The organism is Polycladidibacter stylochi (genome assembly GCF_001562055.1).
Lineage (GTDB): Bacteria > Pseudomonadota > Alphaproteobacteria > Rhizobiales > Stappiaceae > Pseudovibrio > Pseudovibrio stylochi.
Genome location: NZ_LLWE01000014.1, coordinates 184,910 through 198,414, shown reverse-complemented (window position 1 = coordinate 198,414; position 13,505 = coordinate 184,910). Strand labels below are relative to the sequence as shown.

Annotated in this window: 13 protein-coding genes; all 13 read left to right on the top strand. The window is 44.5% G+C overall.

The annotated features are described in order from the left end of the window. Positions 1–3 precede the first annotated feature (3 nt). Positions 4–1,923 carry a flagellar motor protein MotB gene (locus tag AYK67_RS17715; protein ID WP_068082057.1) on the top strand — a complete coding sequence of 640 codons (1,920 nt, stop codon included), beginning with the start codon at positions 4–6 and terminating at the stop codon, positions 1,921–1,923. Positions 1,924–1,925: 2 nt separating this feature from the next. After that, positions 1,926–3,131, top strand: a complete 1,206-nt coding sequence (locus AYK67_RS02860; RefSeq protein ID WP_068082053.1) for a hypothetical protein — start codon at positions 1,926–1,928, stop codon at positions 3,129–3,131. A gap of 2 nt (positions 3,132–3,133) precedes the next feature. After that, a complete protein-coding gene (locus AYK67_RS02855; RefSeq protein WP_068082051.1) occupies positions 3,134–4,612 on the top strand; it encodes a flagellar hook-length control protein FliK in 1,479 nt (492 codons plus the stop codon). Further along, positions 4,560–5,135 carry a transglycosylase SLT domain-containing protein gene (locus tag AYK67_RS02850; RefSeq protein ID WP_068082050.1) on the top strand — a complete coding sequence of 192 codons (576 nt, stop codon included), beginning with the start codon at positions 4,560–4,562 and terminating at the stop codon, positions 5,133–5,135. Before AYK67_RS02855 ends, AYK67_RS02850 begins: the two co-directional genes overlap by 53 nt. A gap of 114 nt (positions 5,136–5,249) precedes the next feature. Next, the gene (locus AYK67_RS02845) at positions 5,250–6,422 is read left to right on the top strand and encodes a flagellar hook protein FlgE (RefSeq protein WP_068082047.1); all 1,173 of its coding nucleotides are present in this window, start codon (positions 5,250–5,252) and stop codon (positions 6,420–6,422) included. Between the two features lie 12 nt (positions 6,423–6,434). Further along, positions 6,435–7,880 carry a flagellar hook-associated protein FlgK gene (gene flgK, locus AYK67_RS02840; protein WP_068082043.1) on the top strand — a complete coding sequence of 482 codons (1,446 nt, stop codon included), beginning with the start codon at positions 6,435–6,437 and terminating at the stop codon, positions 7,878–7,880. 2 nt (positions 7,881–7,882) lie between these two features. Continuing rightward, complete coding sequence (locus AYK67_RS02835; RefSeq protein ID WP_068082040.1) at positions 7,883–8,944, top strand: flagellar hook-associated family protein; 1,062 nt, start codon at positions 7,883–7,885, stop codon at positions 8,942–8,944. Positions 8,945–8,970: 26 nt separating this feature from the next. Next, positions 8,971–9,318 carry a flagellar biosynthesis regulator FlaF gene (gene flaF / locus AYK67_RS02830; protein WP_068082031.1) on the top strand — a complete coding sequence of 116 codons (348 nt, stop codon included), beginning with the start codon at positions 8,971–8,973 and terminating at the stop codon, positions 9,316–9,318. 9 nt (positions 9,319–9,327) lie between these two features. Continuing rightward, positions 9,328–9,762 (top strand): flagellar biosynthesis repressor FlbT, encoded by a 435-nt coding sequence (locus tag AYK67_RS02825; RefSeq protein ID WP_068082027.1) that lies wholly within the window; start codon positions 9,328–9,330, stop codon positions 9,760–9,762. 9 nt (positions 9,763–9,771) lie between these two features. Further along, positions 9,772–10,200 (top strand): flagellar hook assembly protein FlgD, encoded by a 429-nt coding sequence (gene flgD / locus AYK67_RS02820; RefSeq protein WP_068082025.1) that lies wholly within the window; start codon positions 9,772–9,774, stop codon positions 10,198–10,200. A gap of 89 nt (positions 10,201–10,289) precedes the next feature. Further along, a complete protein-coding gene (fliQ, locus tag AYK67_RS02815; protein WP_068082022.1) occupies positions 10,290–10,556 on the top strand; it encodes a flagellar biosynthesis protein FliQ in 267 nt (88 codons plus the stop codon). Between the two features lie 114 nt (positions 10,557–10,670). Continuing rightward, positions 10,671–12,752, top strand: coding sequence for a flagellar biosynthesis protein FlhA (gene flhA, locus AYK67_RS02810; protein ID WP_068082017.1), 2,082 nt, complete (start codon positions 10,671–10,673; stop codon positions 12,750–12,752). Continuing rightward, positions 12,749–13,504: a flagellar biosynthetic protein FliR gene (locus tag AYK67_RS02805; protein WP_208976198.1), complete on the top strand. Its 756-nt coding sequence runs from the start codon at positions 12,749–12,751 to the stop codon at positions 13,502–13,504. The genes flhA and AYK67_RS02805 overlap by 4 nt, the downstream gene beginning before the upstream one ends. Position 13,505 lies beyond the last annotated feature (1 nt).

Here is a 13,505-nt window from a genome sequence, read left to right as displayed (position 1 = left end):
GCAATGTCAAATATAGAACCAAATGAGCTTATAATAGTTAGGCGTCGCCACGGTTTGGGCGACGGTGGTAGCGCTCATGGTGGTGTATGGAAAATTGCATATGCGGACTTTATGACCGCTATGATGGCATTTTTCTTGGTCATGTGGTTGATCTCAGCAACAGATGAAACCACACGAGCGGCAATGGTTACATACTTTAATCCGTTAAAGCTTGTCGACTCAGCTGAAAAGCCGAAAGGCCTCAAGGATCCTGAAGATGTGGCTTTGCCCTCAACCCGAGATGAAGGTGTATCAGCAGGACGTCCAGCAGGTGAGGGTGGTTTAGAAATACAGGGGCCAACCACAGGTGGTGGCTCCGATATGGTCGCTCCTATGGATGATGAAGCGGATATGGTACTTGATCCAACGGGTGCCGGTAATGCTTCAATTAGTGAGATCGATAGTAATAAAACGAGTGCTGATGGTGAGGATCAAGCAAAGTATTCCGAGAAAGAACTCTTTGAAAATCCCTATGCTATTTTAGCAGCGCTCGCATCTGATGCAGAAGCTATCATGCAAACAGATGGCTCTCCGGGCGCAGGTGGGCAAGGTGCATTAGAAATGGCGAAAACGCCTGTTCTATTTGCACAGCCAAATCGTGATCCGGATGGAGAAGGTTTAGCTGACGGTACAAGCTTTAGAGACCCTTTCGATCCTTCAGGATGGCAAGAAGACCCGCTACCAGGTAATGCACCGTTGCTTGCGCAAATACCGCTCCTAGAAAGAGACGAGGCTGGTATCAATGTCAGCAATTTGACGCCTGAGCAAATAAAAGTATTAGAAGAAGCTGTTCGTTTGACACGAGAAGGTAAAAAAATACCGGGTGTCGAGTTAACAGGAAATGAGAAGCTGCAAAATGCTCTCATGATGATACGCAGTAAAGCTAAAGATGCCGCTGGTGAAGCTGGAATACCTGAAGAGCTTGACCCAGCAAGTGAGGAAGCGAAAGAGCTCGCGCTAGTTCTAGCACTTGCACAAGCCTCACAAGTTGCACAGCAAAAAACTGGCCAAGATGAGATGAGCCTAGTGGATGCGAAGCAAATTTTAGCGGCGGCTGAAGCGTTGGTTAATGCAAATAAACCTCTCTCTACTTCTGCAGATAAGAATACGAGCGACTTTAAAGATAAAAATAACCTGAGTGGTAAAAGTGCGTTCTCTGGTCAGGGGGCAAACCATGGGTTAGGCACGCAAGATGGTGTTGATGTAGGAAGCGATCAGAAACTGACTGCTTCGCAGCTCTCAAAACAACTGGATCAGGAAAATGCACCAGTAAAGCTCATTGTTGAGGGTGAAGAATCAAGTTCTAAAGAAAATCAAAAACTCGCCTTGGCTCACCAAGGACTATCTGAGCAACAGCAAAACGCGAGTAAGCAATCGCCATTGGATATCAAGCTCTCTGAGGCTGAAAAGCAGGAGATTGAGAAAAAGCGGCGCTTGAATAAAATATCTTCAGAGATTAATGAGGCACTGACCAAATCTAAAGCCGGCGCGAGTATTGAACTTACAAATAGCTCGGATGGTGTGCTCATCCGCCTTATGGATAATGATAAGTTTGGTATGTTTGCCATCGGTTCTGCAGAACCAAAGCCGGCAGTCGTGAAGGCGATGGAGCGTATCGCAAAAGTGCTCGCAAACGAAAAGGGCGATGTGGTTATTAGAGGTCATACAGATGGCCGTCCATTCCGTTCTAAAACCAATGACAACTGGCGCTTATCCATGTCACGTGCCCATATGGCCTATTACATGTTGGTAAGGGGTGGTCTGGATGAAAAGCGAATTGTCGGCATTGAAGGTTATGCAGATCGCCGCCTGAAACTTAAAAACGAACCGTTTGCCCCAGAGAACAGACGTATCGAAATTGTTCTTTTGAAAGATAAGGGGTGATAATGCGTCGCTTTCTAAAAGTGTTAGGTCTCTCCACGGCATTAGCCGTGGGGGCTCTGCAAATCTCAGATTTACCTGCGAAAGCGCAGATGTCGTCGAATGCTAGCCCTGATTTGATGATGCTTGAGCTACAGGTCTTGCAAGATGAAATCGTCATGGGCAATCGGGAGGCCTACCAACTTTTACAACCTTCATTGATAGTTATTGGTCGTCGCTTTTTGAGCGTAGACAGGGCGCTTTGGAAAACAAAGCAAAATAGCTATGCTGCGGTTGCTTTTATGCTCTCAGGTGGTTCCGGTTCCGTGTTTCAAGCTCTGGCGGATGAGGGGGTGACTTTTAATGTTGATCCTAACCTCTTCGCGGGAGCAATGGCATATTCTCAAGGTAACCGCGAGGCGGCTAAAAATCTCCTGTTGAAGGTTGAGGCTCTTGATTTGCCAACAGTGATTGCAGGGCAGGTAGCGTTGTCACAAGCCATTTTGCTCAGTCAAAATGAGCCGGAAAAATCGATAAAGTACTTCGATTTGGCGCGTTTGCTGATGCCTGGCACGCTGGTTGAAGAGAGTGCATTGCGACGTGAAGCGCCTATTGTTGCAAATCTTGGTGACAACAAGAAGTATGAGCGCTTGGCAAGGCGCTATTTGTTTCAATATCAATCGTCCGTCTTTGCCAAACAGTTTCGTGATCGTTTAGCTCAAACAATCAGTACAGAAGACTATCTCTCCACTGAAAGTGATTGGGATAAGGTTATGCAACTTCTTAACGATTACGATCCTGAATCGCAGCGTATAGTACTGCTTAAATTAGGGCGTGCCGCTCTCTCTACTGGTAATACGCATTTTGCAGTGAAAGCAGGAGAGGCTGTTCTTGCATCAGATGGTGCGAGCATAGATCAAAAAGCAGCGGCTCATTTGTATCATGGTGCAGGGTTGGCACCAACGCGTGAATGGCGCAAGGGTCTTAATGAGCTCATTGCGGTTGATGAGAAATTATTGCGATCAGTAGACCGGATTATGCTGCATTCAGCAATTATTACCGCAAACATGATTAGAAAATGGCCTTCTCCAGTTATTGAGCCAGCTTCCGAGTTTGTGCCTGAGATGCCGCTTGTAGGGCTGGACGATAAGCTACTTGAGCCAAAAACATTTGAACCATTTAATGAAACGTTGGCTTCAGCTGAAGCAACGCTTGCCGATGCGGAGTTTTAAAAATGCTAGAATACTTAACAAGCGTCAACAATAAGCAAGCTAATGTCCCTCCCAAAAACAATACAAACCCATCTGATAACCAATCAGAAGAGTTTGGTCGAATTTATAAGAATGTAAAAAGCCAGGATGAGAAAGGTTCAAAGAATGAGCCTAGTCAATCTTATTCAAAGGCGGATGAAAACCCAAAGAGTAGTAATCAAGAAAAATCAATTACCTCTGATAAAAACGGTAAAGAGGCTGACTCTACGAAAAAAGAATTTGCATCTAGCGAAGGCAAAGAAGGCAAAAAAGAAACGCAATCCAATAGTGAGTCAGGCAAGGAGCCGAGTGGAAAATCTGTTGGTGCTAAAGATACATCTGATATTAAATCAATCGCAGAAGTTTTAGCTTCCCTAAAGAAATTGACTAAAGATGTTTCTCAAAAAGATGAAAAACAATCAAAAGATAAAACTGAAGATAAAGTAGAGACTGAAAAGAGCGGCGAAGAAAAAAAAGAAAGCACTGCAACTAAAGAAGAGCTCGCAACTAAGAGCAGTGATAAACAAGAGGCCGTTACATCTGCAGCACTAAAAGATAATACCGAGAAACAGGGTGTGCTGGTCGCTGGTGAGGGCCTATCGAAAACAAAGAAAAAGCAATCATCAAATAAAAATGAGCACCAAACTGTAGTTGCCTCTGTTGTTCAGGCAAAGAAGAATGGAAAAGGCAAATCAGCATCTAACGCGCAAAATACGGCTCAAACTGATGTAAAGTCTGCCAAAACGAATACAGTTAATGTTGAGAAAGTCGACCAGAAGGCTGATTTGCATATCGATAAGCTAAAAGCCACATTGCAAGCCAGCACTAAAGAGCTGGCGACAACGAAGGCAGACAATCTTGCTGAAAAACCTGATGTCAAGGTGATGAAGGTAGAAACGCACTTTATGCCTTCGCTTGAAGCAAAGACGCCTTCCAAACAGGTTGCTGAAGCTTTATTGCGTTCGACAAGTCGAACAACTCCAGCTCAAAGCATTTTAAACGATATCAATTCCACCATTTCGGAAATGAAGAAAACGCAGCCGCTTCGGGTTCTTCAAGTACAGCTTCGCCCAGATAACTTGGGTACAGTTCGGGTGAATATGCAACTTCGTGGCAATGAATTACAAGTCTCGCTTAGCACGACTACACGCGAAGCTGCTGAAATGTTGCAAAGGGATAAAGGTACATTACACCGCGTATTGCAGCAGGTTGGCTATAAAGCCGAGAGCTCTCACATCACAATATCTTTCAAGGAAGATAACTTTGACCAGTTTAAGCAAGGGGCCGACGGTCGCTTTGCAGGTGGACAAGGAGAGCGAGGCTCTTCTGGCGGCAACAGCCAAAGTAATCAGCAAGAGGCAGGCCGCAATCAGAACTATAATGAGAATAAAATTGAAAAGTCATTGGCAAATGGTGACTTGGCTCAAGATACTAATAATCTACGCGACGGTGTTTACCTCTAGCATTGTATCAGCCTATGCCGCGACGAAAATAGCTGTTCGGCCCTGTGAGCGCGAGATGGAAAGAGTCTCTGCGGCCTATCAGGTGCCGCTTGGTATTCTCTATGCCGTTGGCCTAACTGAAACAGGACGGAAAAATTCGCTGCATCCTTTTGCCTTAAATATTCACGGGAAAACATTTTTTCCAAAAACTAGGGCTGAAGCAATACAGCGTGTAAGAGCTGCGCAACGGCAAGGTAAGAAACTAATTGATGTTGGCTGTATGCAAATAAACCTTCATTACCATGGAGAACATTTTTCCTCGCTTGAGGAAATGCTGCAGCCATCAATTAATGTAGCTTATGCTGCAAAATTTTTAAAACAATTAAAAAAGCGTGAAGGCAGCTGGACAATGGCTGTTGCAAGATATCACGCGGGACCAAATAACAACCCGGCGCAAAAACGTTATGTGTGCCGGGTAATAACCAACATGGTGGCAAGTGGATTCGGAAAATGGACAAAAAATTCGAAGAAATTTTGCCAATAAAAACAATGGTATAGAGTATATTCCGTAAAGCTTAGTTACAGTCAGGTACGGGCAAGTTTACAACGCTTTACTCTACTCTAAATAGTATTAGGCCAATGCCAGTAGGAGCTAATAATGGGTATTTACGGTATCATGAATACGAGTGTTTCTGGAATGAACGCTCAGGCGAATAAGCTTTCAACCGTTGCCGATAATATCGCGAACGTAAACACAAATGGCTATAAGGCTGTGTCTACTTCATTTTCTTCCATGGTTGTGAACTCCTCTAGTTCTTCCTATGATTCAGGTTCCGTGAAGACCACTATCCAGCAGTCTGTTTCAAAGTCCGGCTCTGCGAACTTTACCCAAACTTCTACAAATATGTCTGTTGCTGGCTCTGGTTTCTTTATTGTTAACGATAGTAATGGCGGCCAATACTTAACTCGTGCTGGCGACTTCGTGTTCGATCGTAAGCGTAATCTGGTAAATGCGGCCGGTTTTTACTTGCAAGGTTATCCTGTTGATGATTCAGGTAAGGCCGGAACAACTCTAGCAAATGTGAATGTTTCAAACGTTCAAATGGAAGCACAGGCAAGTAAAAGCGCAACATTAAACGTTAACCTTCCAGATACAGCTGCAGTGGATGATATTCAAACGACCTCACTGAAGGTCTATGATAATCTCGGTAACGAAGAAACGCTGACTTTCGAGTATAAAAAGAAAACAGCCTCAGCAGGTGGCACAACTGATCCAGTTTGGGAGTTGACAGTTACTCCTCCAGGTACATCGCAAGATCTAACATTTGATAAAGCTACAGGTAAAATTAAAACGGCATCCTCTACTATGACAATAGCGCTGCCTGGTGGTCGCTCAGTGGATATCGACATGGCAGGTAGTTCACAGCTTGCTGCTGATTTTAGTGTTATCGAAGCGAAAAAAGATGGTACAGGTCCTTCAAGTGTCTCTGATGTGCGTATTGATGATGAGGGGACGCTCTTTGCTGTTTACAGTAATGGTGAAGAAAAAGCCGTCTATAAAATTCCTCTCGGCAATGTGGCGAACCCGGACAAGTTAACACTTGTAAGCGGTAACTCCTATCGTGTGAATAACGATGCAGGTGTGCTTCGTGTGGTTAATGCGGGCTCTGGCGGTACAGGTAAAATCGCCGGATATCAGATCGAAGGTTCCAACGTTGATCTGGCTTCAGAGCTTACAAGTATGATCCAGTCGCAGCGTTCATATACTGCAAACTCTAAAGTGTTCACTGCAAGCTCTGAGATTTTGCAGGTTCTTGTTAATCTTCGGTAAGGAATTATAGCGATGTCATTAACAGGAGCTATGATGACAGCGCGGTCTTCTTTGGCTGCGCGTAGTGCTGAGCTTTCAATTACTTCGCAAAATATTGCGAATGTAAATAATCAGAACTATCATCGCCAAACCGCTAGTGTTCATACCATTGTCTCTGACAGTGGTATGGGGATCTATGTGAAGAACGCAAAGCGTGCAGCAAGCGACTCAGCGCTGGATGCTGTTTTTAAATCGCAGAGCGTTGCAACAGCATCAGGCTCTTACGGTACGCTATTAAACGAGTTGGAATCTTCGGTTGGAAAGCCGTTTACAACTGGTATATCGATGAGTATAGGCCAGTTGCAAGGTGACTTGCGCACCTATTCCAACGAGCCATCAAATATGGTTATGGCCCAACAGGTTGTGAACTCGGTCGGCTCACTCGCAAATACCATTAAGCAAGCCTCGGCTGATATACAAAAAACACGCATGAGTGCCGATCAGTCAATTGAGTTGGCTGTAAAGAATATCAATAAAACTCTGGCTGATATAGAAACGATCAACAGAGAAATTGTGCGCGGTACGGCTTTAGGTCATGACGTTAACGCAAAGCTTGATGAACGCGATGCGATGTTGAAAACCCTCTCTTCGGAGATGGGTATTGATGTGCTTTATCGAGAAAAAAACGACATTGCTATCTACACTGATAGTGGTATTACGTTGTTTGAGACTTCGGCGCGTGAAGTCTCGTTCACGCCAACAGGCGTTTTCGACGGTAGTACGGTTGCTAATAATGTTTTTGTAGATGGTGTAACTGTAGCAGGTCCTGGTGCAAGGAACCCTATTAAGGGTGGTGCTATTGCTGGCTATGCGAAAATGCGTGATGAGACTGCAATCACTATGCAAAAGCAAGTTGATGAACTCGCTTTTTCACTCATTGATGCATTTAAAGAGACGGATCCAGCAGGAGGTGGAGCTGATGCACCTGGTCTATTTACTTGGGCCGGTGGTACAGCAATGCCGACAAGGCCAGCAGATGTAGATAACATCGCAGCGTCCATTCAGGTAAATGATGCTTATGTGGGTAATCTTGAGCTAGTGCGTGATGGCGCTACCTACGATTATAATCCAGATAATAACGCAGCATATGCAGATCGATTAAATACTCTGGTTGATAGCATGAAGCAGTCACGCACATTTGATGCTGCTGCCAGTGTAAATACTGAATCTGACTTGATGCAATTTGCCGCGAATACGGCGAGCTGGTTTGCTGCTGAGAGGAAACGCGGAACCGAGACAGCCGCGTTGAATTCGACTGCATTCCGTGCTGCAAATGAAACGCTCTCAGGTAAAACAGGCGTTAGCATAGATAAGCAAATGCAGTTGTTGCTAAGTATTGAAAAGTCTTACAGCGCATCAGCGCGTTTATTAACGACAATTGATGGCATGTTCCAAACATTGCTGAATGCTGCGAGGTAGCTATGGGTATTTATAATGTTTCGTCTTTGACGATGAGTACCAAAATGATGGATTATATCGAATTCAACAAGCGTAAGCTTGATGATTTGGTGACATCAACCGGTACTGGCAAACACGCGGATATGGCCAATACCCTCGGAGCATCACTCGGTAACGATGTATCTATGCATCGTGAGTTTTTGTATCTCGACGCGTTAAAAACATCGAACAGCCAAGTGAAAATGCGCGTCGATGTAATGGATACTTCGTATTCTGCGATGCGTAAGGGTGCAGAACGTTTTCGTGCTGATTTGGTCGGTCTTCGCGATACCAAAGGTACCTTGAAGTCGATGGAAAAGCTTGCCAATACCGAACTGGATTCGTTGTTGTCACAGCTTAATACTTCAGTTGGCGGTATTTCAGTTTTCTCTGGCTTAAATGTCAACGAATCTCCGATGCGTGGATTTGATGAAAAAGTAGGCACACCTGCAAAATCTAATAGGGACTTGGTGAACGAGGCATTTGACGCCCATTTTGGTTTTCCAGTCACAGATCCACGTGTTGCTGACATTACATCAGCGGAAATGGACACCTTCTTAAAGGGTGATTTTGCTAACTTATTTAGCGAAGCAAACTGGAAGGCAAACTGGTCTACAGCCACTGATGATTTGATGACCTCAACAGTCTCAGAAGGCGTGAGCGTAGATAATACAGCCTCAGCAAATGCGAAGAGCTATCGAGATATTGCTTCTAGCTATGTAATGATAACCGCTTTTGGCAATATCGGTTTGAAATCTGATGTCGAAAAAACAATAATCGATAACGCAACAGAAAAGCTACATACCGGTACATCTCTAATTATTAAAGATCAGGCGCAAAATGGTGCGAACGTTAAGCGTGTCAATGATATGTCTACCGATCTTAAAGCGAAGATGGATGTTTTAAATAAGCGTATCAACTCTATTGAAAACGTGAGTATGGAGCAAATCGCGCTTGAGCTGAATAATGTGCAAACTCAACTTCAGGCCAATTATAGCGTCACATCACGTCTAAACCAGTTGAGCATTTTGAATTATCTCAGATAAGACAAAATAGGCAGTAAGGTAATCTAATGTATCAAATGTCATATGCTGAGACCATCGAAGACTCAGCCTACGATAAACGTGGACAAGAAAAAGAAGTCTTCACGCTCGCAATCATGCAATTGCGCGAGGCAAAAGAAAAAGGACCTAACTCGGATGAAGCGATTACTGCTTTAACGACTATTGGTCGCCTCTGGACTTTTTTAATTGAAGACTTGGGGAGCGACGAAAATTCGCTTCCTGAAAATCTACGTGCAGATTTGATTTCAATCGGCCTTTGGTGTGTGAAGCAGGCTGATAAAATTCGCTCAGGTGAGAGCGATGACTTCGATGGCTTGATCGAGATTAACGAAAACATTCGTGACGGTTTGAATTAGGGGGCTTGGATGCGGATTCATCTAAGGGCAGGGGAAAAAGTTTTTCTAAACGGAGCAGTGATTTCGTTTGACCAAAAAACAACGCTCAACTTGTTGAATGATGTCAGGTTTCTACTAGGTAGTTATGTATTGCAGGTAGAAGAGACAACAACGCCACTGCGTCAACTTTACTTTACAATACAAGACGCGTTGATTTCTCCGATAGGTGATGCGGCATCTTTGTGCCAGTATACAACTATCATGGGACTAATTCGCAGGGCGATTTCGAACATCGATATTCACGAGGGACTTGATTTAATTGAGGATCAAGTTTCTAGGAAACGCTACTTCGATGCATTAAAAACATTGAGAAAATTGTTCGCAATTGAAGAAAGCATCTTGAACGGTGAACAGGGGTGTACCGAACGAGATCGTCTTGAAGAAATTGCAAATGTTGCAGCTTAGGATTCAATTATGACAGTTTCACCAGTTACACCGGCAGCATCCACAAAATCAAATCCAACTACAAGCACCCAGCGTACAGATAAGTCATATCTAGATTATCAGGCATTCTTAAAGCTATTTATGGCGTCTTTGAAAAATCAGGACCCAACAGCTCCTATGAAAACAGCCGAATACATGGGGCAGCTGGCGCAGTTCTCGAATGTTGAACAAACCGTTCAGATGAATAAGAACTTGACCGCGATGATGCAGCAAAGCAATGTCAATCAAGCTTCTAACCTTATAGGAAAATATGTAACAACATCTGACGGTGTTGTTGGTAAAGTAAGTTCGATCAAAATTTTCTCTGATGGTAATGTGGCCATACTTGATGATGGGACGAAAGTCTTAGTAGGGCCTGGCATGACAGTATCTGAGACTAAGCCTGAAGCAAAGGCCTAAAACTGATATCGAACTAATCTGCGCAACGATTGGGCTGAGATGTCTGCCCAATCGCCCTGCAAGGACGAAAAGTTTGCAAGGGAAAAACTATGAATGAAGCCGATGCACTGGACATAGTGCGTAATGCGGTATGGACAGTTATTGTGGCTACAGGGCCAGCTGTTGGTGCAGCGATGTTTGTTGGTCTGATTATCGCGTTATTTCAAGCGCTGACACAGATTCAAGAAATGACCCTAACGTTCATACCGAAGATTATCATAATTATGTTAATGGTGGCGATGACAGGGCCGTATATGGGAGCCCAAATATATTCGCTAACAGAAATGTTATATGGGCGCATAGAGACCGGCTTCTGAGCCGGTTTTTTACTGTTTAAATCCTTGAGTTTTTATGGTCCATGTTCACACAAGTTTCGTTGGCGAATGTCCCAAAGAAGAGCGCTAGGCGCACGTTGTATTTTGAGAGAGTAGATGTCAACATTACAAGCTCCCGTCACCGGTTCTGATAGCCGTCGAGATATAGGGTTCGCATTAGGGATAGTATTTATCCTGTCGGTGCTATTCCTGCCGATGCCAACCTTTATGATTGATTTTGGTTTGGCGATATCAGTGGCGTTTTCAGTGTTAATTCTAATGGTGTCCCTTTGGATTCAAAGACCATTGGAATTCTCCTCTTTCCCAACAATTCTACTCATAGCTACAATGTTGCGATTATCACTCAATATTGCAACAACGCGCGCAATTTTGGCAAATGGTCACGAAGGGCCTTTGGCCGCGGGCTACGTTATCAACGGTTTTTCAAAGTTCGTGATGAGTGGCGACTTTGTCATTGGTCTTATCGTATTTGCAATTCTTGTTATTGTTAACTTTCTTGTTATTACAAAGGGTGCCACACGTATTGCGGAAGTGGGCGCTCGTTTTACCTTGGATGCTATTCCAGGCAAGCAAATGGCGATCGATGCCGACTTATCAGCTGGCATGATTGATGAGAAAGAAGCACAACAAAGGCGCTCCGAGTTGGAGGAAGAAAGCTCCTTCTTTGGTGCGATGGATGGTGCTTCGAAATTTGTGCGCGGTGATGCGGTTGCCGGTCTTATCATTACCGCGGTGAATATTTTAGGTGGTATTATCATTGGCGTAACACGCTATGAAATGACACTTGCAGAAGCTGCAGATGTATTTACGAAGCTATCTGTAGGCGATGGCCTGGTTTCGCAAATCCCGGCGCTTATTGTATCACTCGCTGCTGGTCTTTTAGTATCAAAAGGCGGCACAAGAGGAACCGCAGAAGCGGCTGTTATCGGCCAGCTGGCAGGTTACCCCCGTGCGTTGGCAGTTGCAGCTGTTATGATGTTCGTCATGGCTATCATGCCTGGCCTACCGTTTTTACCATTTGTAGGCTTAGGCGCACTATTTGCTTTCGGTACCTACATCATACCGCGTAAAGCACAGGAAGCAGAAGCTGAGCAAGCGAAACAAATTGAAGAAGCAAGACAGCTGGAGCTTGAAAATAAGCGCGAGTCTGTCAAGGATAGCTTGGAGCTACCAGAAATTGAAGTACGCCTTGGCAAGCAGCTGACAGCGCGTTTGTTGGCAGCAAAACCTGAGATAGGTAATCGCATTAACAAAATGCGTAAAAAGTTTGCCGAGCAATACGGCTTCGTTGTGCCTGAAATCAAGTTAACCGACAATATCGACCTTGCACCCAAGAGCTATGAGTTTAGAATTCATGGCACCGTAGTTGCTGCACAATCGATCAATGTTGGCGAGCTGCTTGTCATCGGTGGCGATCGTGAATTGCCAGCATTACCAGGTGTGGAGACAAAAGAACCGGCCTTTGGTATGAAGGCGATGTGGGTTCAAAGCGCTTTTGAGCATGAAGTGAAGCGCAATGGTTACACGGTTGTCGATAACCTCTCTGTGGTATTAACGCACTTGAGTGAGGTTATTCGTAACAATTTGTCTATGTTGTTGTCATACAAGGATATGCGCTCACTTGTCGACCGTTTGGATCCTGCCTATCAAAGACTACTGGATGATATTTGCCCTCAGCATATTTCCTATTCCGGTTTGCAAGCGGTCTTGAAACTACTTTTGACCGAGCGCATTTCAATCCGCAACCTATCTCTAATCCTTGAGGCCATCGCCGAAATAGCTCCTCACGCGCGTCGCCCTGAGCAAATTGCCGATCATGTACGCGTGCGTATGGGGACGCAAATTTGTGGCGATATTTCTGATGATGGCGCTCTTAAGGTATTGCGTCTTGGCAATCGATGGGATTTGGCTTTCCATCAGTCAATACGCCGTGATCCTTCAGGAGAAGCGGTTGAGTTTGATATGGAGCCTAAAATGGTTGAGGAGTTTGCTAAGGAAAGTGCAGAGCATATTCGCAAATTGATCAGTTCCGGTGTTCGCTTTGCTGTTGTTGTTTCACCAGAGGCGCGTCAATACGTTCGCATGATTACAGAACGCATGTTCCCGGCATTGCCGGTTCTATCTCATATGGAAGTTGCGCGCGGTGTTGAGATTGAAGTTTTGGGATCAATTTCGTGACATTATCGGCTACCCCGGATTATATCCTCTCGGTCTTTATTGTATTTTGTCGAGTTGGCGGCTGCCTTATGGCCATGCCGGGGTTTTCCTCTCCACGTGTTTCAATTCAAATAAGATTAGCCTTGGCTTTAGCCAGTACTTTTGCTGTAGCACCAATGGTTGTTGATAGTATCATGCCGGTTGTTACAGCAGCGCCGCAATCTGAAATCTATCGTATACTGGTCACAGAGCTATTATTGGGCGGTTTGATTGGTTTATTTGGGAGGGCTTTCTTTGAAGGTATTCGTATGATGGCTGGTGCATCTGCACAAATGTCCAGCTTTAATATGGCAGTACCCATGGTAGAAGAATATCAGCAATTGCCACCATTTGCTGAAATGGTATCTTTAAGCGTTATGGCTATGATGTTTATTAGTAACGCACATGCTGATGTTTTTGCCGCTCTCATGCAATCTTATGTGTCTGTGCCAGTAGGTAGTCAATACGTACCGGCAGCAGGTATTGATCAGCTAACCACGAAGCTTCTTTATGCGACTATGCTTGCCCTTCGTATTACTTCACCTTTTATTGTTTACGGTCTCATCGTCAATTTATCGCTAGGTATTACCAACCGATTGATGCCGCAAATGCCGGTTTATTTTATAGGTATGCCTTTTGTAATGGCAGGTGGCTTATACCTTCTATGGAAAGTCATCACTGAAGTTATTACCCTGTTTTTTGCAGGTCTAGATACATGGCTACAGTTGATATGAG